Source organism: Aquimarina besae (assembly GCF_042434905.1).
Classification (GTDB): domain Bacteria; phylum Bacteroidota; class Bacteroidia; order Flavobacteriales; family Flavobacteriaceae; genus Aquimarina.
This window is the reverse complement of the sequence record NZ_CP170199.1, coordinates 1837500-1862655: the sequence shown is the minus strand read 5'-3', so window position 1 is coordinate 1862655 and position 25156 is coordinate 1837500. Positions and strand designations below refer to the sequence as shown.

Below are 25156 nucleotides of genomic sequence, written 5' to 3'. Positions count from 1 at the left end.
TAATTCATTATTGACAAAAATGATTAACTATTGTTGTTCTTGTTAGGCTCGCTTCTGCAAATAAGAAACCACGGTAGGTATCGTCTTTGTTTTTTATTCTATTTTAAAGCTTCAACCTACACTTAGCCTTTCCATAAAATGAAGAACCACGCCATTTGGCGTGGTTTCTTGCTTAATGTGACCGTGGAGGGATTAACTAACGTTGATCCCTACAACGCTCCGCGTTGATAATCACAAAAAGAATCACTTCACAAGTTTCAAAAAAAGAAGCGAGCTTCATTTCTGAAACTCGCTTATAATTCACATTTTTTGTGATTCATTCGTGACCGTGGAGGGATTCAAACCCCCAACCCTCAGAGCCGAAATCTGATGCGCTATTCAGTTGCGCCACACGGCCAATTTCATATTAAGATAATTTACTTTTTACTATAGTAGAAATGGTTTTTCCATCTGCTTTACCCGCTAATTGTCCAGAAGCCATCCCCATTACCTTACCCATATCTTTCATTCCGGTTGCACCAGTTTTAGCAATGATATCCATAATTACTTTCTCAATTTCTTCCTCGTTCATCTGTTCTGGTAAAAATTGCTCAATGACCTTTGCCTGATCAATTTCCGGCTGTGCTAAATCATCTCTTCCTTGTTCCGAAAAAATAGCTGCACTATCCTTACGTTGTTTTACAAGTTTTTGTAATAGTTTTAGCTCCTGATCCTCTGTCAATTCTTCTTTGGCTCCGCTTTCTGTCTGGGCTAGTAAAATTGCTGATTTAATAGCACGTAATGATGCTAGAGCATTGGTGTCTTTAGCTTTCATCGCTTCTTTCATCGCTGTCATTACTTTTGCTTGTAAACTCATAGATAATTAGTGTTAATCTTTTGGATTGCGAAGATAAAAAATAAACCGATAATCTATTTTAGAATATCGGTTAATCTGAAAACTATTTTAATAATTCTTAATCGACATTATCATGGAGAAAAGAATTGTTTTTTCGTAATTGAATATCATCATTGCTATCTGTACCTAAAGAAGTTCTAGACAACTCAGAGGATCCGGGTTTTGAATCTACATCTAATCCTGCACGCTTATAAGCAGGCTCTTTCTCTATTTCGTCAATATTAGATGCGTTATTTCTAAATTTATAATTAAACTCTTTCATTTTAGCTCTACGTTCTGCAGCTCTGGCTTTCAAAGTTTCAGAAATTGGCTGATCTATCGGGTCAACATTTTCAGAAGGCTCTGGTTCTGGAGTTGGAGCAATCGTTTTCTTTTCAAAGACGATTTCTTTATCCTCTTCTATCACCTCTGCCTCAGGCTTTGCTTCTGTTAACCTTTTTTCTTCTTCCATGTATTCCTCCAGACTGTACTTGCGAACACCACCAGATTCAGTTTCATTTACAGGAACTACTTCTATAGGTTCATTCACCTCTACTTCTAAAATATCGTCTGTAAGATCAAAAACAATTGGTTTTTCTTCTATTTCTTTTGGTTTTGAAGTCGTACTTTGCTCAAAGGTTGGTTGATTAAGTTCTTCTTCATTTCCGTTTACCGGCATATCAAATGCTAATGTAAACTGATCTTCTTTTTCTTTTGCTTTTTCAGCAGCGGTTACTTCATTAGCATCATTCACCTCAATTTGGTTGATGATATCTTGAGCATTAATAATTACAAAATCACCCTCTGATGAAAAAGGACTTACCACTTCTGCATCTACTACATCCAAATTTTTCAAAAATTCTGTAGTTGGCAATAGCAATGATTCTTTGATATTTTCTTCCTCTTCTTCTATCAACTCATGTTTGATAATTGGCTCTTCTTTCACCTCTTCTTTTTGTGGTAATGGTGCTATCACAGGAGTTGTGCTTGCTGTTGACTTAGGAGTTAAATCCTGAGTTGTAGCTCGCTGCTCCTCTTCTAAAGTGTGGATAATCTTTTTTGTTTCAGTATTTACAATCTCGTCTTGCTGCTCCACATTAAATCCGGTTGCAATTACAGTTACAGAGATCGCATCTTCTAATGATTCATCTTCTCCAACCCCCATAATGATATTAGCACCGTGACCGGCTTCTTGCTGGATATGATCATTAATTTCTCCTATCTCATCAATAGTGATTTCTTCTTTTCCGGACACGATTAATAGCAATACATTTTTAGCACCAGTAATTTTGTTATCGTTAAGTAACGGTGAATCTAATGCTTTTACAATAGCGTCGTGAGCACGTTTAGCACCAGAGGCATTAGCAGACCCCATAATTGCCGTACCACTATTACTTAATACAGTCTTAGCATCACGTAAATCAATATTCTGAGTATAGTGATGTGTTATTACCTCAGCGATTCCTCTGGATGCTGTTGCCAAAACTTCGTCTGCTTTAGAGAAACCAGCCTTGAACCCTAAATTACCGTATACTTCGCGTAGCTTATTGTTGTTAATAACCACTAAAGAATCAACGTGCGCACGTAGTTTTTCTACTCCTAACTGTGCTTGTTCGTTACGCATTTTCCCTTCGAACTGAAATGGAATCGTAACAATTCCTACGGTTAGGATATCTAATTCTCTTGCCATTTTCGCAATGATAGGTGCCGCTCCCGTACCGGTTCCTCCACCCATACCAGCCGTGATGAATATCATCTTGGTATTGGTATCTAACATTCTTTTAATCTCTTCGTAGCTTTCTACTGCAGATTGCTCACCAACCTCTGGGTTAGCACCAGCTCCTAATCCTTCTGTAAGAGACACTCCCAACTGTATCTTATTTGGAATAGGGCTATTTTCTAAGGCTTGTGCATCGGTATTACAAATAACGAAATCAACTCCTTTGATTCCCTGCTGGAACATATGATTGATGGCATTACTACCACCTCCTCCAACTCCAATAACTTTAATTACATTTGATTGATTCTTGGGTAAATCAAAAGAAATGTTTTCGAACTCCTCATTGTTACTCATAATTGCTAATTTTCTGGTTCTCTTACTTTATTTTTTAATATCTTTCTTTGTTCACGATGGAACTATATAATTTTCTTACAACTACTCGGCATTATCCAAAAATTCCTTGAACTTCTCAGTCCATTTTTCAAGGATATTTTTTCTAGGTTTTTGATCAACAACCGGTTTTTCTTCTTCAATACCTTCTCCTTCAACGATTGGTGTTTCTTTCTTAATTTCTTCTTCAACCAATGCCTCTTTTATGGCAGCTTTTTTCTGTTTGCTAATATGCACAAGACTATCCATTACTAATCCAACCGCAGTTGCATACATTGGGCTTGTGGTTTCTGGATCACTGTTACCTGCCAGATGCTCATTAGGATATCCTATACGCGTATCCATACCTGTTATGTACTCTACTAATTGTTTTAAATGTTTTAGCTGAGAGCCTCCACCTGTAAGTACAATCCCCGCAATTAATTTTTTCTTGGGTGACTCATGACCATAATTCTTAATCTCTAAAAAGACTTGCTCAATAATCTCAACAACTCTTGCATGGATTATTTTAGAAAGATTTTTAAGCGTTATTTCTTTAGGCTCTCTACCTCTTAATCCCGGAATAGAAACAATCTCATTATCTTTATTTTCTCCCGGCCAGGCGGATCCAAATTTGATTTTAAGCAATTCTGCCTGTTTTTCAATAATAGAACACCCTTCTTTAATATCTTCGGTAATTACATTTCCTCCAAAAGGAATTACGGCTGTATGACGGATAATTCCATCTTTAAAAATGGCTAAATCGGTAGTACCCCCACCTATATCAATCAATGCTACACCCGCTTCTTTTTCTTCCTGACTCAGTACTGCATTAGCAGAAGCTAGTGGTTCTAACGTTACGTCTGATAATTCTAATCCGGAACTTTTTACACATCGACCAATATTACGAATGGATGTTACTTGCCCGACCACTACGTGGAAATTAGCTTCCAATCGTCCTCCATACATTCCTACAGGTTCTTTTATTTCGGCTTGACCATCAACTTTATATTCTTGTGGCAATACATGTAATATCTCTTCACCTGGTAACATAACCAGTTTATGAACTTGATTACACAATGTATCAATATCCCCTTCATCTATTACAGCATCTGCATTAGGACGTGTTATATAATCACTATGTTGCAGACTTCTGATATGTTGACCCGCGATACCAACAGTTACCTCACTAATTTTTACTCCAGAAACACTCTCTGCTTCCTGGACTGCTTGTTGGATGGATTGTATGGTTTGGGTAATATTATTTACAACACCACGATGTACCCCCAGACTTTTGGATTTACCAACGCCCAATACTTCCATCTTTCCATACTCATTATATCTGCCCACCATAGCAACAATCTTTGTTGTTCCTATGTCTAATCCCACCGCTATTTCATGCTCTTCTCTTCCCATATTGGTATTATTTAATTGTACACACAACTTGGTTTCTAAACTGTAAACTGACTTTTTTATACTTATCGAGCGTTTGGTCTTTTAACGCTTTTTGATAAAAAGCTTTAAAATTCTTTACCTTACTATCCAATAATTCTACCTTTCCAAAAATCACTTTAAAATCATATACTCTAACCTCTAATTCGTAATCGCCACTTAGGTTTCTATACACGCTTACTACGTGCTTTTTTAAAAATTCGTCTTCCTGAATTTTTTTCAACAATGGAAAAACTTCTGAAACTTCTCGTTCGGAAACATTACTAACCAGAGGAACGTGAGCTGAATAATTATCTGATAATGGCATCGTATTACCGGTGATATCAACATAAAAAGGTACAACGGCATTGACTCTGGCGATCGGAGTTCGCTGTTTAATTCTTGCCTTAAGTTGTCCATTTACAGTAAGATACACATCTGAATCCTCAATCATTTTGTGTGCATCCAGCCCCTTCTCTACAATATTCAAAACTAAAATTTCTTTACCTACGTCCGTCACCCCTACCTGATTTTGTATTAACAATTTATTAACCGTTAATTCATTGATGTATGGATTCTGTTCTTCTATAAATTCTATTTCTACTTCTTTGATCTTTCTGCTTTCATTTCGACTACCTGTAAATGCGAAAAGAAATGCGATTAACGCTACAAGACCAACAAACTTTATGTATCCTAAAATCCTCTTCATGCTTGTAATAATGCTTCTTTTATAGTACTTACTTCTTCTCCAATATCACCAGCCCCAACCGTAGTGATCACTTGGGCTTTACTTTTTAATATTTCTTCTATCAAATTATCTTTAGAAACTATTTTTTTCTTTTTCAAGTTTATCTTATGTAATAACCATTCTGAGGTTACTCCTTCTATGGGCAGTTCTCTTGCCGGATAGATATCCAATAAAAGCAATTGATCAAATTGACTCAAACTCTCTGCAAAATCAGCTACAAAATCCCGAGTACGTGTATATAAATGAGGTTGAAAAACAGCTAACACTTCTTTTCCAGGATGCATCTCTCGTATCGCCTGATGCAGCGCATTAATCTCTGTAGGATGATGTGCGTAATCGTCTATGTATACTAAATCTTCTGTTTTAATCTGATAGCTGAAACGTCTCTGAACGCCTTTAAAAGAAAATAAAGCCTTTGCTAAGGCAGCGGTTGGGGAGCCATATAGCATTCCCATAGCAAAGGCGGTAACAGCATTTAACAAGTTGTGTTTACCTGGCAGGTTTAAATGCAAATCCTTAATGAGTTGAGTTGGTGTTTTTAAATCAAAAATATATGTACCATTATCAATTCGTACATTATGAGCACAATAATCAGATCCATCGTTTATCCCATAGGTATCACCAGAAAGTGGTAATCCATTACGAACCAAAAGATGATCTTTTGCTCTGGATGAAAACTCCACAAACGATTCTTCTAGCGCATTTGCTTTTTTATAAATATCCAGATGATCAGCATCCATAGAGGTGATTGCAACTATATCAGGATATAATTGCAAAAATGACCTGTCAAATTCATCTGCTTCTACCACAACTACTTCATTTCCTTCTAAAATCAGATTAGAATTATAGTTCTCACTGATTCCCCCCAAAAACGCTGTGACCTTAGCCCCACTCTCTTTTAATAAATGCGCTAAAATTGTTGTTGTAGTAGTTTTTCCGTGAGTTCCTGCCACTGCCAATGTATAGGCTCCTTCGGTAATTATGCCCAACACTTCGGCTCTTTTCTTAATTAAAAAACCTCGATCTTTTAGATAATTCAGTTCTTGATGTGAGATAGGAATTGCAGGTGTATAAATAACTAGTGTTTCATCAAGATTCAAAAACTCTTTTGGTATAGCTTTGATATCATCTTTAAAATGAATCAGAATTCCTAACTCTTCTAAATCTGATGTAATCTGGGTGGGTGTCTTATCGTATCCTGCAACATCTTTACCTAAAAACTTAAAATACCGTGCAAGCGCACTCATACCGATACCCCCGATACCAATAAAATATATATTCTTTATGTCTTTTAAGCCCTTATTCATTCTTTAGCGCTCTGTCTTTTCGTTTTCGATAATTTTCTCAATTTCATCGACTATATCCTTGGTTGCATTAGGTAATGCCAGTTTTTTTATAGCATGTGTCAATTTAATCTGCATTGCTTCAGATTCTAATAACTGCGTCATTGTTTTCTTAAATTTTTCATCCAGCTCACTTTCCTTTAGCATTTTGGCGCCATTTTGACTTACAATCGCATTCGCATTTTTCGTTTGATGATCTTCTGCTACATTAGGAGATGGGATGAATAAGATTGGTTTTGCTACTATACATAATTCTGAAACCGAACTCGCTCCTGCCCTGGAAATGATGACATCAGCCGCAGCATACGCCAAATCCATAGTGTCTAAAAACTGGTGTACTTGTATATCTCTGTGATCATTATATTTTTTATATTCTTCAAAATATAATTTACCACATTGCCAAAGTACCTGAATTTCCTTGTTAGCAAAAAACTCAAGTTCTTTTTCTATCAGCTGATTAATCCTTCTTGCACCTAAGCTCCCTCCTATGACCAAAACTGTTTTCTTTTCAGGATCGAGATGATACTTGTTCAGCGCATCCATTCGTTTCCCTTCGATTTTCAAAAGATCCTGTCTAACCGGGTTTCCTGTTTTTATGATCTTATCATTTGGAAAAAAACGTTCCATATTATCATAAGCGACACATATTTTAACTGCTCCTTTCGCCAGCCATTTATTGGTAATACCCGGAAAAGAATTCTGTTCCTGAAGCACTGTAGGAATATTTGCAGAGTTTGCCATCTTTAACAATGGACCACTAGCAAAACCTCCTGTTCCTATAACCACATCGGGCTTAAATCTTTTGATGATTTTTCGAGATTTCCATAGACTACTAACTAATTTAAAAGGAAACAACAAATTACTTAAGGTCAACTTACGCTGAATACCGCTAATCCATAAACCTTCAATCTTGTAACCAGCTTGCGGAACTTTCTGCATCTCCATACGATCTTTGGCACCTACGAACAATATATCAACTTCCGGATGTCGATTCTTCATTTCATTGGCAATAGAGATCGCAGGATAAATATGTCCTCCTGTTCCTCCTCCAGATAATATAATTCTTGGGTGCTGCTTCATATTGCCTCGCTTAAAACCTCTAATGGATTTTCTTCTTTAGAATCTACATCGTTCTCTTTTGTACCTTCAACATCAGACTGCTCCTCTTTTATCATTTCTTCTCTATTACTACTTATACTTAACACCATGCCGATTGCCATACATGTCATCCAAATAGACGTTCCTCCACTACTTACTAAAGGCAGTGTTTGCCCTGTTACCGGAAATAACTCTACAGCAACAGCCATATTAATCAATGCCTGAAAGACTATAGGCAACCCAACACCAATCACCAATAGTTTACCAAAAACATCAGCGCTTTTATGTGCGACAATCACCAACCTAAACAATAACATCAAATAAAGAAACATTAGAAAAACTCCTCCTACCAACCCCCATTCTTCTATAATAATAGCATAAATAAAATCTGAAGAAGATTGTGGCAAAAAGTTTCTTTGAACGCTTTTACCAGGACCTTCTCCGAAGACTCCTCCTCTGGCGATCGCAATTTTTGCACGTTCTATCTGATAGTCCTCTGGTGTATCTTTATCATTAAAAAAGTTTTCTGCTCTGCTTACCCAGGTATCAACCCTATTAGGAAAAGCATCCGGAAAAGCCTTCGCTGTTAAAATGAAAAACGTAAGTGCTAATAAACCGGTACCTAGCACTACGATAATGTGCCTTAAAGGATATCCTCCTAAAAACACCAACATAATTACCATCGAAAAGATAATTGCTGCGGTAGAAAAATTAGCCGGTAATATTAACATCAAAATGATAAAAACAGGAAGCCAAAGTGGAATCAAAGACTCCTTAAAAGATATTTTTTTATCTTTTACTTTTGATAAATATCTGGCCACGTAAGCCATCAAAACTACTGCTGCTAAAGTAGACGTCTGAAAAGTAACCCCTACAAAAGGTAAACGGATCCATCTACTAGCATTTGCTCCTCCTATGGTGTTATTCTGAGCCATTGTAAACAATAACAAGACTACAACAACCGGCAACATTATAATGGAAAGTCCTTTAAAATAATGATACGGAATTTTATGGACCCAGTACATAATTCCAAAGCCTAACAGTAAATGTGCGAAATGCTTTATTAAAAACACAAAAGTATTTCCATCCCCATATAGATATGCCAAATTACTACTAGCACTATAAACAGGAAGAAATGAAAACAATGCCAACAGGGCAACTATTGCCCAAATTGCCTTATCTCCTTTTATATTTTTTAAAACCTTTGTCACGATATTTTATTCTTTATTTTTTGTGGGTGTTTTGAAATTTTTCTCTACATCGGCTACAATTCTCTTACTGCTTCTTTAAACTGTCTCCCTCTTTCTTCATAATTTTTAAAGAGATCGAAACTTGCGCAAGCAGGAGACAACAACACATTTTCATTTCGTTCTGCTATTTTGTATGCCATACTCACTGCCTCTTTCATCGACTGGGTTTCCAAAATATTATCTACACAATTACCAAAAGCATTGATGATTTTCGTATTATCCACACCGAGACAAATAATCGCCTTTACTTTTTCATTAACCAAAGGATACAATTCTGTATAATCGTTCCCTTTATCAACACCTCCAACAATCCATACTGTGGCAGACTTCATAGCATCAAGTGCATAAAAAGCTGCATTTACATTGGTTGCCTTGGAATCATTAATGTATTGAACATTGTTAATTTTTAGCACATTTTCTAATCGATGCTCAACGCCGTGAAAATTCTCAAGACACTCTCGTATTGTAGTCTTTCTAATTTTCAATAATTGTGATACCGTGGCTGCTGCCATTGCATTTTTCACATTGTGATTCCCCTTTAATGCTAAGTCTTTTGTTGGCATGGTAAATTCGTTGTTATCTATTGTTATTTTTATGTTATCTCCTTCCAAATACGCCCCGTTTCTTACCTTTTTCTTTAGTGAAAACGGTAATAATTTTGAACGAACAGGATGCTTTTCTATATAATCAGCAATTACTTCATCATCCGCATCGTAGATGAAATAATCACTTTCTGTTTGATTCATTGTTATTCTAAATTTTGAAGCGATATAGTTTTCAAACTTATACTCATATCGATCTAAGTGATCTGGTGTAATATTTGTTAGCACAGCAATATGCGGTGCAAACTTTTTAATTCCGTCGAGCTGAAAACTACTCAACTCTAACACATAATGCGGAGCATTGTTTTCTGCCACTTGCTTCGCGAAACTGTCTCCAATATTTCCTGCCATAACAATATCTAACCCACCGTTCTTCAGCACGTGATGCGTTAACATTGTGGTAGTAGTTTTTCCATTACTTCCTGTTATCCCAACAATTTTAGCTGATGTAAATTCTGAAGCAAACTCAATCTCCGAGACTACAGGAATTCTATTTTCAAGTAACTTTTGAACCAAGGCTACCTTATCAGGGATTCCCGGGCTTTTCATCACTACATCTGCATCGAGAATTTTATTTTCTGTATGCTTTTGCTCTTCCCATTCGATTTCAAAATTTTTAAGAACTTCTTTATAATGATCTGTGATCGTTCCTTTATCTGAAACAAACACTTCAAACCCTTCTTTCTTCCCTAGAATAGCTGTTCCTACTCCGCTCTCTCCTGCACCTAAAACGACAAGTCGTTTTTTAATTTTTGAATTATGATTCACGATTTCCGATTTCTCATTGTTTTTATTGAAGCAACAACTATTGACAATAATTCATTTGCTTTAGTTTTTTTGCTCCATATTCTTTAGTACTTCTTTCACAAATCATTAATCTAAATCTTATCCCTTAAATCCTTATCTGACTTTTAAAGTAATCACAGCAATAATTGCCAGAAAAATTCCGATGATCCAAAATCTAGCTACAATCTTACTTTCATGAATCCCCTTCTTCTGATAATGATGATGTAATGGTGACATTAGAAATATTCTTCTTCCTTCTCCGTATTTTTTTCTGGTATATTTAAACCAACTTACTTGCATCATAACCGATACGGTTTCTATAAAAAAGATTCCGCATACAATCGGAATCAAAAATTCTTTTCTAATCGCTATGGCGATTACTGCTATTATTCCTCCAATTGTTAAACTGCCAGTATCACCCATAAAAACTTGTGCCGGATAGGTATTGTACCATAAAAAACCAACCAATGCTCCTGCAAACGCAGCTATGTAAATAGTCATCTCACCAGAATTTGGGATATACATTACATTGAGATAATCAGAAAAAACGATATTACCCGACACCCAGGCAAATAATGCAAGCGTGAGTACAATAATTGCAGAAGAGCCAGCTGCCAAACCGTCGATACCATCTGTAAGATTAGCACCATTAGATACCGCTGTTACAATTATAATCACAATAGGAATAAAAATTATCCACGCATAATTAGCCAAACCTGGATTGATCCAAGTAATTAAACTAGCATAATCGAATTCGTTATTCTTAATAAAAGGCAAGGTTGTTTTTGTAGATTTAATTGCAGGATTAAAATCAGACTGGCTTTCTGTTGTTACCGCAGTTGCAACTTCTTCTACATCAGAATTAACCTTTTCCTCTTTAATGGTAATATCACTATGAAAATACATAGTACACCCAACGATAATACCAAGACCTACCTGACCTATTACTTTAAATCTTCCTGCTAATCCTTCTTTATCTTTCTTTTTTATTTTTAGATAATCATCTGTAAAACCGATAACACCCATCCACAAAGTGGTTATAATCAAAAGGATGATATAAATATTATCGAGTTTAGCGAAAAGTAGGGCAGGAATCAGTGTCGCTAAAATGATTATAATCCCTCCCATCGTTGGAGTACCTGCTTTTTCTGCTTGTCCATCCAGCCCAAGTTCTCTAATACTTTCACCCATTTGTTTTTTCCGAAGAAAATTTATGATTCGTTTACCATAAATAGTAGAGATCAATAGCGACAAAATAATTGCCATAGCTGCTCTAAATGTGATAAACTGAAACAAGGATGCTCCAGGGAACTGGTATTCACTTTCTAAATATTGAAATAAATAGTATAACATATATAGTATTACCTTTTATCCGACTTGAATCCATTGAGTCATAAAGGATTTATTTACTTTCCTAGTTTTTTTAGTTCTTCTCTAACAATTTCAAAATCATTAAAATCTATTCGCTTGCCATTGGTCTCCTGATAGGTTTCATGACCTTTGCCCGCGATTAAAATAATGTCATTCTCTTCTGCAAATTGACAAGCAGTTCTTATTGCCTGTTTCCTATCGGTAATTGAAACTATCTTTTTATAATTCTGCGGCTCCACTCCCTTTTCGATATCTCCAATAATTTTTTCCGGATCTTCAGTTCTGGGATTATCGCTGGTAAAAATCACCTTATTACTTAATGCTGAAGCGATGTTTCCCATTAAAGGTCTCTTACTTTTATCTCGATCTCCACCACAACCCACAACTGTAATTAGTGTTTCGTTATTTGTTCTGATGTCATTAATCGTTTCCAATACATTTTTTAAAGCATCCGGAGTATGCGCATAATCTACAATCGCAGTGACTTTTTTATCAGAAATCAAATACTGAAATCTACCACTAACGCTTTCCAGGTCACTTAATAATTGTAAAGTTTCTAAAGTTTCTAAGCCTAGAAGTTCAGCTGTTCCAAAAATTGCTAACAGATTGTATGCGTTAAAACTTCCGATAAGCTTTGTCCAAACGTCATTATCATTAATTTTAAGCAGCAAACCACTTAAGCCATTCTCTAAGATTTGCCCCCTAAAATCTGCATACGACTTTAGCGCATAGGTATATTGTTTAGCCTTGGTATTCTGAAGCATAAAACTTCCGTTTTTATCATCATTATTAGTTAATGCAAAGGCTTTACTTCCTAATTCATCAAAAAATATTTTTTTTACGTCTCTATACTCCTTAAAAGTATTATGATAGTCCAGATGATCATGGGAAAGATTGGTAAACACTCCTCCTTCGAACACCAAACCTGCTGTTCGTTTTTGATCAATTCCATGAGAACTTACTTCCATAAAACAATATTCCACCCCTGTATCATTCATTTCTTTCAGGTAATAGTTTATTGTTAAAGAATCCGGAGTTGTATGTGTAGCTTTGTATTCGATATCATCCACCATTATTTTAACAGTAGAAAGCAATCCAACCTTATAACCAGCCTTTTTAAATAGTTGATATAACAATGTTGCGATGGTTGTTTTTCCATTGGTTCCTGTTACTCCTACTAATTTCAAATTCTCTGAGGGTGCTTCATAATAATTGGCTGCAATAATTGCCAATGCTTTTTGTGCATCTTCTACCTGAATATATATCAAACCATCGACCTGCAGTTTTGGCATAGATTCACATACGATAGCAATAGCACCTTTGTTAATTGCTTTTTCAATATAATCGTGTCCATCTGCTACTGTACCCTTGATGGCAACAAACAGATCATCTTGTTCGACTTTTCTTGAATCGAACTCAACCTTATTTATCTCTGTAGTTGTATCACCAATAACAGCATTTATAGGTACCTTATATAAAATGTCTTTAATCTCGATCACGATAATTCTATCCTAATGGTTTGATTGGTTTGTACTTTGGTTCCTGGTTCTATAGATTGACTCTTTACTTTACCAGAGCCTTTTACTTCTACCTTTAACCCCATATTTTCTAAAAGAGAAATAACATCCATTGCCGGCATACCCTCTAAATTTGGCATTATGGTTTTATATTTTCTAGCTTTCTGGAAGTATTCATCATAACTTTCAGATATTTCCTTACTTTCTACAATGTTTGGAGACACTTCATCTACCACGGGGATATCGTTATAGACTTTTAAGGCTATCGTTTTGAAAACAGGAGCCGCAACGATATTGCCATAATACCCTTTCTCTTTATTTGGTTTGTGGATAACCACAATACAGGAATATCTAGGATCTTCTGCTGGAAAGTATCCTGCGAAAGATGATATATACTCTCTCTCTTTATCTTTTCCGTAATTGCCCCAACAAGTGCCTGTTTTACCAGCTATCTGAAAATTTTCTGTATGTATATTATCAGCTGTTCCTCTGATTACCACATTTTTCATCATATCCTGAACAACCTTTGCAGTTTCTTTAGAACATATTGCAGGATTGAGAATCTCTTTATCGAATCTTTCTTTCGTACGATCCCAAGCCTTTACTTCTTTAATAAATCGTGGCTTTACCATCTCTCCATCGTTGGCAATTGCGTTGTAAAAAGCTAAGGTTTGCAATGGGGTTAACGCAACACCGTATCCGTGAGCCATCCAAGGCAAAGTAGTGCCGTACCAATCTTTATCTCCTGGATAAGGAATTTTTGGTTTCCCTTCTCCCTTGATAGACAAACCTAAAGTTTTATGCAATCCCATGTTCATTAATCGGTTTACAAACTTTTTTGGGTCATCTTTATAATTTTCATCAATTATTTTAGCAAATGCAGTGTTCGATGATAATTCAAATGCTTTTGCAGCAGATATTTTCCCATATCCTCCCCATTTAGAATCCTTTACTACTCTATCATAAAACTTAACACGACCATTTTCTGTATCTACTACATAACTAGAATCAATCACTTTATCTTCTAAAGCTGCCACCATAGCCATTAGCTTAAAAGTGGATCCCGGCTCGTGAGATTCTCCGACTGCATAATTTAGCTTTTCATAATATTTACCAGCTTTGGTACGCCCTAAATTAGAGATTGCTTTTATTTCACCGGTTTTGGTTTCCATAACTACCACAGTTCCATGTTCTGCTTCAAACTTTTCTAATTGAGCTAATAAGGCGTGGTGTGTTATATCCTGAACATTTACATCAATTGTAGAAATCACATCATATCCATCTTGAGGTTCTACTTCGTTTGCATCCCCAATAGGTTTCCACTGGTTCTTTGCAATTTTTTGTTTTTTACGCTTTCCTTCTTTCCCTCGTAAGAATGGTCCATACGCACCTTCCAACCCAACTCTGGTGTAATACCCTTGATCATCTCGACGCTCATAACCAACCGTTCTTTCTGCAATTTTTCCGATAGGATGTTCTCGAATAGTACGCTGCTCTACAATCAATCCTCCCCGATTTGCCCCATACTTTAACAAAGGAAAATTCTTAACGCGCATATATTGAGAGTAGCCTAAATTCCTTCTTATCAGAAAGTATCTATTTTTATTATCACGGGCGCGTCTAAGTACATCATCGTAGTATTCGGCAGATTTTCCGAACTCCTTTGATAAAGCCTTTGCCAAATCGGCTATATTTTCTCTAAAATCTTTGTCTGTTACAGTTACTGCGTCAAAACGAATATCATATTTTGGTACAGATGTAGCTAATAAATTGCCCTTGCTATCATAAAGGTTACCCCTGTTTGCCGGAATGTCGAATGTTTTAAAAACACGTTGTTCACCTTTGGCGCGGTACATATCTCCTTCTATAAATTGTGTTTTTGCAAGTTTTACCACTACCAAAATTGCGAAGATGAACATACATCCCGCAATGAAGTATAACCTATTTAATATGTTCTTGTCTTTAACTGCCAAAACAATTCTATTCTTTAACTACTATTTTCTGTGGTGGTCTTGTTGGTCTTTTTATTCCTTTTTTGGTCATTTTTTCTATAACTGAGGATTCCATCTTAAGCTGCATCAATTCTGTTCTGCCATCTACGAACTGTGTTCTTAATTCGCGTACTTCATTATTTAACTTTGCAATTTCATGAACTTTGCTTTCTGCATTGTGAGAACTGGCAATCATAATAATCGCCAGAAATGACAAAAAGAGTAGCATACGCCAGTTTTTCATTGCGTCATCAGCAATAAGAAACTTTCCTTTTAATATGTCGTAAACCGTCTGCTTCATATTCTTTCTGCTATCCTTAATTTTGCACTTCGTGCTCTATTATTTACTCTAATTTCTTCCTCTGAAGGAATAACCAATCCCCCTACTTTTTTAAAAGGCACTGAAAAGTTACCGTACAAATCCTTTTCGGGTTCTCCCTCAAACATCCCACTCCTGATAAATCTTTTTACTAACCTATCTTCTAAAGAGTGATATGATATAAGACTAATCCTACCTCCTTTATCCAATAAACCCTCTGTTTGCAGTAAAAACTCCTTAAGCACCTCTATCTCCTGATTTACTTCAATTCGTATAGCCTGGTATATTTGTGCCAGTATTTTATGTTCTTTATGTTTTACCATAAAGGGTTTTAAGATTTCTTTTAATTCTGCACTGGTTTTTATTTTCTTCTCTTTTCTATAGTTTACAATGGCCCTGGCCAGTTTTGGAGCGTTTCTTAATTCTCCATACTGCAAAAACATAGCCTTTAAGTCAGACTCCTCATATTCATTAATTACCTGATATGCCGACAGCTCTCCATCTTGATCCATCCTCATATCTAAATCTGCTTCAAATCTTGTTGAAAAGCCTCTTTCTGCTACATCGAACTGATGTGATGAAACTCCAAAATCTCCTAAAATACCATCTACTTTTTTCACACCGTGAAAACGAAGAAAGCGTTTTATAAACCTGAAATTCTCATTAATCAACACAAAACGCTCATCGTCAATAGCATTGAGCAAAGCATCTTTATCCTGATCGAAAGCATACAATTTACCTTGAGCGCCTAATCTTTTTAAAATCTCTTTGGAATGCCCTCCACCCCCAAAAGTTACATCTACATAAATTCCATCGGGCTTGATTGCAAGCCCGTCTACGGTTTCTTTTAATAAAACCGGATTATGATATTCCATCTGTTTCATCATCAAATCCCATTACTTCTTCTGCAAGATCAGCAAAATCAACAGCAGCATCATCAATTGCTTTTTCATACTGCGCCTTATCCCATATCTCTATAATATTTACCGCAGATGATAACACCAGCTCTTTTGTTATCCCGGCAAAGCTTACTAAATCCTTAGGTATAAGAAGACGCCCGGTAGCATCGATCTCCACTACTTTAACTCCCGCTGTAAACCGTCGAATAAAATCATTATTCTTCTTTTTGAATCGGTTAAGCTTATTCATTTTTTGCATTAAAAGATTCCATTCTGCCATTGGATACAATTCTAAACAATGCTGAAAAACAGCTCTTTTTAATACAAAACCTTCTTGCAACACCGGAGAAAGTTGCTTTTTAAATGCTACAGGTATCATCAGACGTCCCTTAGCGTCTGCTTTACATTCATATGTACCTATAAGATTTACCACTTTTATTTACTTGCTGCTATAATTAGTCAAATATATTGAAAAAATTACCACTTTTTACCACAATCTACCACATTGTTAATAAGTTGTCGTTTATATGCAAGCCAAAAACATTGATCATCTTCATTATTTTATGGATTAAAAGAATATAGTTTTATCTATAAAATATTGGTTATGACCCTTTAATGATTAAAAAAAAAGGCTGATCAAAAAAATCTAAAAAAATCATATCGCAGTATTGATAAAAAATCTTCAAACTAATTATGAAAATGCTATATTTGCTTTTAATTCTTGTAAGAAGTATTAATGAAGCACGAATTAAAGAAAGACGGAAAATTCAGTTATCTCGAGCTAGGGGAAGGTACTCCAATCGTAATTTTACACGGATTGATGGGCGGTTTAAGCAACTTTGATGGTGTAAGCACTTTTTTCCCAGAAAACGGATACAAAGTCTTGATACCAGAACTTCCTCTGTACGAAATGCCATTAATTAAAACCAGTGTTGGCACGTTTGCCAAATACCTAAGAGACTTTATTGATCAACTAGGCTACAAAGAGGTGATCCTTTTGGGTAATTCTCTTGGTGGACATATTGGATTATTATGCACAAAAATGTTTCCCGAAAAAGTCAAAGCTTTGGTAATCACCGGTAGTTCTGGGCTTTATGAAAGTGCTATGGGTGAAAGTTATCCAAAACGTGGTGATTATGAATATATCAAAGCCAAAGCAGAAAATGTATTCTACGATCCAGCAATCGCCACAAAGGAAATTGTTGATGAGGTTTATGCTACTGTTAACGATCGAAATAAATTAATACGTACTCTTGCGATTGCCAAAAGTGCTATTCGACATAATATGGCTAAAGATCTACCTAACATGAAAACACCAACTTGTATTATCTGGGGTAGAAATGATAATGTTACTCCTCCTGAAGTGGCTGACGATTTTAATAGACTACTTCCTGATTCTGATTTATATTGGATAGATAAATGCGGGCACGCCGCCATGATGGAACACCCAGAAGAGTTTAATCAACTATTATACAATTGGTTACAAGATCGTAATTTCTAATTACAAAACCCATGAAAATTAATAGCGCTGAATTTGTAATGAGCAACAGCGATGTGGCAAAATGCCCTAAGAACAGTTTACCTGAATATGCCTTTATTGGCAGAAGTAATGTAGGTAAGTCTTCACTAATTAATATGTTAACTAATCGGAAAAGTTTAGCAAAAACATCCGGTAGACCAGGAAAAACTCAACTCATTAATCATTTCATCATTAATAAAAATTGGTTTTTAGTAGATTTACCAGGTTATGGCTATGCCAGAGTTTCAAAGTCCTCTAAAAAGGTGTTTCAAAAATTTATTACTGCATATTTTTCTAAACGAACCCAATTGGTTTCTGCTTTTGTTTTGATTGATAGCAGACATGAACCCCAAAAAATAGATTTAGAATTTATGCAATGGTTAGGAGAAAATCAAATCCCTTTTTCCATAATTTTTACCAAAGCAGATAAACTTACAAAGACTAAGCTCCCTCTAAATATTGAAGCTTATATTAGTGAAATGCTTAAGTATTGGGAAGAGATGCCTAACTATTTTATTACCTCATCGTCCTCTGGACTTGGCAGAGACGAAGTTCTCAATCATATTGAGGAGATAAATCAGCAAATAAGTGATAATAATTAAATCAACTTTTTGCTATTCAACTAAAAAGAGCTGCAATTTGTTACAGCTCTTTGTATGATTAACAACCACTATTAGTAACTGGTTTTTTTTTTAAAAACTTATCGCACTACTAACTGTTCAATAGCGGTGTTTCCGGTATTCTTGTCAACTACAGATACCAAGTATACTCCAGATCTTAGTCCACTTACATCAATTCTTACAAATCTTCTTTTATTAATGACATCAACATTTACAGGGTTTCCAGACATATCATATAATTTTACCTCGAGATCACTAATCGTAAATCCCGTTACAATTACAAAGGTAAATCTAGAGGCCGGATTTGGAAAAACTCTTACATTCAACTCTCCAAGACCTTGGCATTCTATGCTATTTCCATCTCTTCGCACTACTCCAATGGAATTTGATAAATCGTATACTCCAGACAAGTCAGTTAAAGCATTATTTCCTGGCTGTAGACCTTCGATCGTAGCATAACTAAGATGCCAAATCAAACATGTCCCTACTCCTGCTCCATCAAAATCCACACCTTCTACAGCTTCTAATGTAGGAGGAAGACCCAGAATAAGTCCCTGATCGTCTGTAATCACCCAAGTAGCATTACTACCAAAATTTCCGGCTAAAGAAATACCACTTACATTATCAACTTCTCCGTCAACACAAAAAGCAAAAGGACCTCCAGAAATCTCTCCGCCGTCTACTGCTTCGTTACGTACTACTTCAATTGAATTTGACAGATCAAAACAACCTGATAAATCAGTTAATGCATTGTTCCCCGGTTCTAAACCTTCCAAACCTTCTTCATAACGAATATACCAGATCAAACAAGTGCCTACACCAGCTCCATCAAAATCTACTCCTTCTAAAGCATCAATAGTGGGTGGAAGACCCAAAATAAGTCCCTGATCATCCGTAATCACCCAAGTTGCATTGCTACCGGAGCTACCAGATACAGAAATACCAGTTACATTATCTGCTTCTCCGTCCACTACAAATTCAAACGGACCTCCAGCAATTTCTCCACCATACGGGGCATTTCTGATCACACTAATTGAGTTGGATAAATCGTACGCTCCGGACAAATCAGTCAAAGCATTATTTCCAGGTTCTAAACCTTCGATCGTAGCATAACTAAGATGCCAAATCAGGCATACTCCTGCTCCAGCTCCATCAAAATCTACACCTTCTACAGCATCTAATGTAGGGGGAAGGCCTAAAATCAACCCCTGATCATCTGTAATCACCCAAGTAGTGTTGCTACCCAAATTTCCGGATAATGAAATACCGCTTACATTATCAATTTCTCCATCAACACAAAAAGTAAAAGGACCACCAGAAATTTCTCCGCCGTCTATATTGTAGTAATTATCGTGAATAGTTTCTTTTGCACTAGCAAATAAAAAAGTGCCAACAAAGAAAATAAAAGTAAATATCTTTGTTAAGGAATTTGAATGAGATACATTGGAATTAATCTCTCTTAAGAAAAGTAAAAAAGTCTTCATTTTAGGTAAGTATTAAGTTTTAAGAAATTTGTGTGATCAAGTTATGATCATAGTCAAATTTATTACCTAAAAAACAACGAAAGTGTTAGTTGCCTAACACTTTACTATCTGATTAACAGTTACCTTACTTATTTTTCTTTTAACTCTAGTTTTTCTGCAAAATAATCACAAAAATCCTTCATAGTTGCAGACATTTTTTCATCTTGTGTTGCTCTGTTAAAAGTTTCACTCATTGAAACAAGGGTTTGATGAAAGAATATTTTCATTTCATCAACAGGCATATCTTTTGTCCACAAATCGATTCGAAGGCTCTCTTTATTTTTGTGATCCCAAACCGACAACAACATCGCTTTTGTCTCTTCATTTTCTATTCCGCCATCTTTTGCGGTCCAGTTCAATTTTTCTGGAACTCTGTTTTCGTCTAATTCTATATCAATTTTAATTTCGGATCTATGCATTTTCACCATTATCTTGCAGGTTTATATTTTGAAGTATTAAAAATCGTTTCAGCATCTGTTAGTAATAATTGCCGCAAAGATACATCGTTATTTTTCATGTATGAATTTACTATTTTCCAGCCAATATACTGACCAATTCTATCAGGTGCTTCCTGATCAATTTCTTCTAAATAAAATTTAGAAAATGGACCAGGATAAAGAAACCTAGGTAATAATTCGGCATCTGTACTATATAAAAGTCGACGATCGATAAAATATCTCCAAATTTCTTCTTCATTAGCTTCTGCCCAGGCCAATTGTTCTTTTGTATATGCTATTTTCTCGTGATCTGCAATATTAGGAAGAAACAGATTCTTTAGATACATTTCTTTCCCATAATAAATCATGTTGGCCAAAAAGGTTCTATCACGTGGTAACTCAACTAACTGCCTAGCATACATAGTAGCTACATCTGGCAAAATCTGACTTTTTATAAAACGATTTTTAAGATATGATTGTATACCACTATAAAAATGGTGGTTAGCACCAAGGTAAGTATCTAAAGAAATGATCAATAAATTATCAGATAATATAACTTTTCTTTGATAATCGACATTTGATGTCACCGTAATTACCCTTGGTATTGTCACTTCAGGAAAATAATATTTAATATGCTGCAGTAAAGATTCAAGCTGCTCTTTTTCTTGAGAAAAGCTACTAAATGCTTTTTCTACTTCTTTATTAATTTCTAGTTGTATGGTATCTTTAGTCTTTTGGATCCATATACTATCGTGATCCTTTTCGGGAAAAAAGAATGGATATTTGGTTTTAACATCTGCTAAATTTTCGGGAGTAACGTCTGCAAAAATTCTATCAAAACGTTCAATACCAATATCTACAGGTATCGCCGCTATCTCTTTTTCGATTTTGTTTTCATTAGCACAAGACAAGATTATGCAAAAAACTACCGCTATTTTTAAAAAATTATTATACTTCATTCGAAAATTATAATATCTAAACAAATAATTACTCTTACTCTCTAACGCTGTCTTTTTTTATTAATTTTATAACCACAAAGGTACTATTATCAAATTATGTTTTACAATATCATATTTGATTTAATCCATAGTTATTAGAACACACATCATTTAAAAAATAAAATATGCAAACTGAAAAAGTAATTGACTACATCGTTAACTGGTTAAAAGATTATGCCGTTAAAGCAAATATAAATGGTTTTGTTGTAGGAATTAGTGGAGGAATTGATAGCGCTGTTACCTCTACTTTATGCGCCAAGACCGGCCTCAATGTATTATGCGTGGAAATGCCTATACATCAAGCAGAAAGCCAAGTAACTAGAGCACAGGAGCATATTTCGCAATTGAAAGAGCGATTTGATAAAGTATCAGACACACGAGTAGACCTAACACCAGTATTTGAAGAATTCAAAAAATCCGTACCAAACAGTGAATCTGAAACAAAATTACATCTTTCTCTAGCCAATACCAGAGCTAGATTAAGAATGACTACTTTGTACTATTTGGCAGGTATACACGGCTATTTAGTTGCAGGAACAGGTAATAAAGTTGAAGATTTTGGTGTAGGCTTTTATACTAAATATGGTGATGGTGGCGTTGATATAAGTCCAATAGCAGATTTATTAAAGAGCGAAGTTTATGAATTAGCAAGGGTATTACAGGTACCTGATTCGATTCAAACTGCTACTCCAACCGATGGTTTATTTGGAGATAGCAGAAGTGACGAGGATCAAATAGGAGCGAGTTATGACGAACTGGAATGGGCTATGAAAATGAAGGACTTAGGCAAGAAGAGTGACGATTTTTCTGGTCGAGAACAAGAAGTTTTTAAGATTTATTCCCGTTTAAATACGGTAAATCAACACAAAATGCTACCTATTCCGGTCTGTGAAATACCCGTTAATCTGATTTAATTAGCGTTTTGTCGATAACTTCATAAAAAAAAGTTTACGACTGTTAGTTCTTAGTAATTTTGCAGTGAAAACAAATATCAGAATTACCCCTAGAGATGTTAACCCCTTTAAATTAAAAATTAACATTTATCAATTGTAAACAAGAATGACAAACGTACTAATCGCAGATCATCATCCTATTACTAGAAAAGGGATCGCTTCTTTGCTTAGAAACTCTGAAGATTTTGAAATCATTGGAAAAGTAAGTAATGGAAACGAAATGTATGATATTTTAAAATCTAATACTCCTGACATTCTGATCATGGAATTAGACTTGCCGCAAATAAACGGCATCATGGCTTTGCGAACCATTAAAAAAGAATTTACAGGAATTAAAGTAATCATTTTTAGCTCTCATCCAGAGGAAATGTATGCACTAAGTGCTATCAAAGCTGGCGCGTCTGCTTATTTATCTAAAACTGTAGCTACAAAAACTCTTAAGAAAGCCATAGAGCGTGTTGCCCGTGGTGGTATTTATCTCAATGATAATTTAACTCAGCAACTAGCTAATGGAAATACCAACGAGAATAATATGGTAGTGAAGTATAAAAAATTATCTTCTCGAGAAATTGAAGTATTAAATCTATTGTCTTCCGGAAAACGTAATAAAGATATTGCCAGCACTTTGTCTATAAACGAAAAAACGGTAAGTACCTATAAAACCAGACTACTTAAAAAACTAAAGGTGGATAATCTGGCTGATTTAATTCATCAATCAAGATTATTACATATTAATTAAATCACTCGATTTAGTTTTCTATATAAAAGTTTTTTTAATGTCTGATAATCTCTAATATCTTCTAAAATATTGAGATTATCATCAAAATTTTGGGCTTTCACTTCTTGTGAAAGCTCATTTATTTTTTCGTTAATCAAGAACCTGCGTAGATTAAGGATAGTATCAGAAACGTACTGAGATACCGAGTGTTCTTTTTTCTTGACATGAATTTCTTTATCAGACCACCGATGTAATGAATGACGTTCTTCATCCATCATAATCTCTGTGATTTCATATGCAACCTCTGGTGGAATTTGATTGATAAAATGTTCAATCTTAAACTCCTCTTGCTGATTTAATTGGTCTATTAAAGTTTTATAAACTTCCTTAAAAGTACTTTGTGTAAACTCTATTTCATCTTCCTGCAGATCTAAATATATCTTTTCAAAAACCTTTGTAGTATATAGTTCGGGCTCTAAAAAAAGTTCTCCTTCTTCATTTTCTTTCATTACTAAATCTTCAAACTCTTCTTCGTGAGTTCCATAGAGTAACAAGATTTCAATAATCTTTTTTTCAAGACTACTTTGTTCATTTATCTTTGGTTGTTGTTGCGTTTGATGGGGTACTACTTCTAGTGATTTTTTAACTTCTTTTGTTTGCTTTCGCTGATCCTTGATATCTATGTTACGAATTTGAGCCAGAGTATCGAAAAGTACGTCTTCTGAAATATCCATAATACGTGAACACTCTTGTACATAAATTTCGCGCTTAATGACATCAGGAATTTTCGCAATACTAATCACCATATCACGCACCAACTCAGCTTTTTTGATTGGATCTGTTTTTGATTCTTCTTGTAAAAGAGAAGCTTTGAATCTTATAAAATCCTGAGCATTTTCTTCTAAATACAGTGTAAGCTCCTCAAGCGTATTTTGTTTTGCAAAACTATCAGGATCTTCACCTTCCGGAAAGCTACACACCTTTACATTCATTCCTTGTTCCAGGATCAAATCGATTCCTCTGATTGAAGCTCGCATACCCGCAGCATCACCATCAAACAAAACCGTAATGTTCTTGGTAAGCCTATTTATCAATCTAATTTGGTCCGACGTAAGCGCAGTTCCTGATGAAGAAACGACATTCTTAACTCCTGTTTGATAAAACTGAATGACATCGGTATATCCTTCTACCAGAAAACAATTATCTTCTTTGGCAATGGATTGTTTTGCGTGATATATCCCATATAGTACTTTACTCTTATGATATATTTCGCTTTCGGGTGAATTTAAATATTTAGCAGCTTTCTTTTCATTCGTCAAAATTCTTCCTCCAAAACCTAACACCCGACCAGACATAGATTGAATCGGAAACATCACCCTTCCCTTAAATCGATCAAACTGCTTTTCTTCTTTGACTATAGTAAGTCCAGTTTTTTCAAGAAATTCTAATTGATATCCCTTCTTAATAGCTTCTGACGTAAATGCATCCCAACTATCGGGTGAGTATCCCAATCCAAAATTTTTGATAGTTTCCTCTGTAAAACCTCGTTCTTTAAAATAGGATAGACCTATAGCTTTACCTTGCTCTGTTTTATGTAGTATGTTCTGAAAATATGTATTTGCAAACTCACTGACCAGATACATGCTCTCTCGCTCGTTGGCCTGCTCTTTTTGTGCATCAGTCTGCTCTGTCTCCTCGACTTCGATGTTATACTTTTTTGCAAGATACTTTATAGCTTCAGGATACGTAAAATGTTCATGTTCCATTAAAAAAGCAACTACATTACCTCCTTTTCCGCTAGAAAAATCTTTCCAGATTTGTTTTACGGGCGAAACCATAAAAGAAGGTGTGCGCTCTTCACTAAATGGGCTTAAGCCTTTAAAATTACTTCCCGATTTTTTTAACTGTACAAAATCCCCTATCACCTCTTCTAATCGAGCAGTTTCGAATACAGCATCTATGGTTGATTTATGGATCATTAAGTACTAATTGGAATTTTACATAATAGGCAAAAATAATACAATTCTTCATACTCAAATCATAATTCTTTCCATAAACAAAAAGGCTGCC

General features: G+C 35.3%; 22 protein-coding genes and 1 tRNA gene. 4 read left to right on the top strand and 19 right to left on the bottom strand.

From position 1 onward, the window contains the following. Nucleotides 1-323: 323 nt before the first annotated feature. The 15 genes from ACE94K_RS08015 to mraZ all read right to left on the bottom strand — a co-directional run bounded on the left by ACE94K_RS08015 (nt 324) and on the right by mraZ (nt 16751). Nucleotides 324-397, bottom strand: a tRNA-Arg gene (locus tag ACE94K_RS08015). A 9-nt stretch (nt 398-406) separates the two neighbouring features. Beyond that, nucleotides 407-856, bottom strand: coding sequence for a GatB/YqeY domain-containing protein (locus tag ACE94K_RS08010; protein ID WP_378182508.1), 450 nt, complete (start codon nt 854-856; stop codon nt 407-409). A gap of 97 nt (nt 857-953) precedes the next feature. Then, the gene (gene ftsZ, locus ACE94K_RS08005) at nt 954-2948 is read right to left on the bottom strand and encodes a cell division protein FtsZ (RefSeq protein WP_378182497.1); all 1995 of its coding nucleotides are present in this window, start codon (nt 2946-2948) and stop codon (nt 954-956) included. An 81-nt stretch (nt 2949-3029) separates the two neighbouring features. Beyond that, on the bottom strand, nt 3030-4379 hold the full coding sequence (gene ftsA, locus ACE94K_RS08000) for a cell division protein FtsA (protein WP_378182495.1): 1350 nt from the start codon (nt 4377-4379) through the stop codon (nt 3030-3032). Between the two features lie 7 nt (nt 4380-4386). Further along, nucleotides 4387-5103, bottom strand: a complete 717-nt coding sequence (locus tag ACE94K_RS07995) for a cell division protein FtsQ/DivIB (protein ID WP_378182493.1) — start codon at nt 5101-5103, stop codon at nt 4387-4389. Next, nucleotides 5100-6449, bottom strand: coding sequence for a UDP-N-acetylmuramate--L-alanine ligase (gene murC / locus ACE94K_RS07990; protein ID WP_378182490.1), 1350 nt, complete (start codon nt 6447-6449; stop codon nt 5100-5102). The genes ACE94K_RS07995 and murC overlap by 4 nt, the downstream gene beginning before the upstream one ends. A 3-nt stretch (nt 6450-6452) precedes the next feature. Further along, nucleotides 6453-7565: an undecaprenyldiphospho-muramoylpentapeptide beta-N-acetylglucosaminyltransferase gene (gene murG / locus ACE94K_RS07985; protein ID WP_378182487.1), complete on the bottom strand. Its 1113-nt coding sequence runs from the start codon at nt 7563-7565 to the stop codon at nt 6453-6455. Beyond that, nucleotides 7562-8794, bottom strand: coding sequence for an FtsW/RodA/SpoVE family cell cycle protein (locus tag ACE94K_RS07980; protein WP_378182484.1), 1233 nt, complete (start codon nt 8792-8794; stop codon nt 7562-7564). Before ACE94K_RS07980 ends, murG begins: the two co-directional genes overlap by 4 nt. Nucleotides 8795-8847: 53 nt before the next feature. After that, a complete protein-coding gene (gene murD, locus ACE94K_RS07975) occupies nt 8848-10203 on the bottom strand; it encodes a UDP-N-acetylmuramoyl-L-alanine--D-glutamate ligase (protein ID WP_378182481.1) in 1356 nt (451 codons plus the stop codon). Between the two features lie 132 nt (nt 10204-10335). After that, nucleotides 10336-11574 carry a phospho-N-acetylmuramoyl-pentapeptide-transferase gene (gene mraY / locus ACE94K_RS07970; RefSeq protein ID WP_378182478.1) on the bottom strand — a complete coding sequence of 413 codons (1239 nt, stop codon included), beginning with the start codon at nt 11572-11574 and terminating at the stop codon, nt 10336-10338. Nucleotides 11575-11627: 53 nt separating this feature from the next. Then, nucleotides 11628-13091: a UDP-N-acetylmuramoyl-L-alanyl-D-glutamate--2,6-diaminopimelate ligase gene (locus ACE94K_RS07965; RefSeq protein ID WP_378182475.1), complete on the bottom strand. Its 1464-nt coding sequence runs from the start codon at nt 13089-13091 to the stop codon at nt 11628-11630. Beyond that, a complete protein-coding gene (locus ACE94K_RS07960) occupies nt 13088-15082 on the bottom strand; it encodes a penicillin-binding protein (protein WP_378182472.1) in 1995 nt (664 codons plus the stop codon). The genes ACE94K_RS07965 and ACE94K_RS07960 overlap by 4 nt, the downstream gene beginning before the upstream one ends. 7 nt (nt 15083-15089) lie before the next feature. Beyond that, nucleotides 15090-15401, bottom strand: coding sequence for an FtsL-like putative cell division protein (locus ACE94K_RS07955; protein WP_378182469.1), 312 nt, complete (start codon nt 15399-15401; stop codon nt 15090-15092). Beyond that, nucleotides 15398-16294 (bottom strand): 16S rRNA (cytosine(1402)-N(4))-methyltransferase RsmH, encoded by an 897-nt coding sequence (gene rsmH, locus ACE94K_RS07950; RefSeq protein ID WP_378182466.1) that lies wholly within the window; start codon nt 16292-16294, stop codon nt 15398-15400. Before rsmH ends, ACE94K_RS07955 begins: the two co-directional genes overlap by 4 nt. Further along, nucleotides 16281-16751, bottom strand: a complete 471-nt coding sequence (gene mraZ, locus ACE94K_RS07945) for a division/cell wall cluster transcriptional repressor MraZ (RefSeq protein ID WP_378182463.1) — start codon at nt 16749-16751, stop codon at nt 16281-16283. Before mraZ ends, rsmH begins: the two co-directional genes overlap by 14 nt. Nucleotides 16752-17054: 303 nt before the next feature. Between mraZ and ACE94K_RS07940 the strand changes: the two genes are divergently transcribed. Then, nucleotides 17055-17819 carry an alpha/beta fold hydrolase gene (locus tag ACE94K_RS07940; protein WP_378182461.1) on the top strand — a complete coding sequence of 255 codons (765 nt, stop codon included), beginning with the start codon at nt 17055-17057 and terminating at the stop codon, nt 17817-17819. A gap of 11 nt (nt 17820-17830) precedes the next feature. Next, nucleotides 17831-18439 (top strand): ribosome biogenesis GTP-binding protein YihA/YsxC, encoded by a 609-nt coding sequence (gene yihA, locus ACE94K_RS07935; RefSeq protein WP_378182458.1) that lies wholly within the window; start codon nt 17831-17833, stop codon nt 18437-18439. 98 nt (nt 18440-18537) lie between these two features. On the opposite strand, the gene ACE94K_RS07930 is transcribed toward yihA, so the two are convergent. The 3 genes from ACE94K_RS07930 to gldB form a co-directional block, all read right to left on the bottom strand. After that, on the bottom strand, nt 18538-19941 hold the full coding sequence (locus tag ACE94K_RS07930; RefSeq protein ID WP_378182455.1) for a T9SS type A sorting domain-containing protein: 1404 nt from the start codon (nt 19939-19941) through the stop codon (nt 18538-18540). A gap of 128 nt (nt 19942-20069) precedes the next feature. After that, the gene (gene gldC / locus ACE94K_RS07925; protein WP_378182452.1) at nt 20070-20408 is read right to left on the bottom strand and encodes a gliding motility protein GldC; all 339 of its coding nucleotides are present in this window, start codon (nt 20406-20408) and stop codon (nt 20070-20072) included. Then, nucleotides 20408-21376, bottom strand: a complete 969-nt coding sequence (gene gldB, locus ACE94K_RS07920) for a gliding motility lipoprotein GldB (protein WP_378182449.1) — start codon at nt 21374-21376, stop codon at nt 20408-20410. The genes gldC and gldB overlap by 1 nt, the downstream gene beginning before the upstream one ends. 164 nt (nt 21377-21540) lie before the next feature. Between gldB and nadE the strand changes: the two genes are divergently transcribed. Both nadE and ACE94K_RS07910 read left to right on the top strand, forming a co-directional pair. Continuing rightward, nucleotides 21541-22329 carry an NAD(+) synthase gene (nadE, locus tag ACE94K_RS07915; RefSeq protein ID WP_378182446.1) on the top strand — a complete coding sequence of 263 codons (789 nt, stop codon included), beginning with the start codon at nt 21541-21543 and terminating at the stop codon, nt 22327-22329. A gap of 145 nt (nt 22330-22474) precedes the next feature. Then, entirely contained in the window at nt 22475-23107 is a 633-nt protein-coding gene (locus ACE94K_RS07910; protein ID WP_378182443.1) for a response regulator, read from the top strand. Here the strand turns inward: ACE94K_RS07910 and dnaG are convergent. Continuing rightward, the gene (gene dnaG / locus ACE94K_RS07905) at nt 23104-25065 is read right to left on the bottom strand and encodes a DNA primase (RefSeq protein WP_378182440.1); all 1962 of its coding nucleotides are present in this window, start codon (nt 25063-25065) and stop codon (nt 23104-23106) included. The two genes, ACE94K_RS07910 and dnaG, sit on opposite strands and share 4 nt — an antisense overlap. Nucleotides 25066-25156 lie beyond the last annotated feature (91 nt).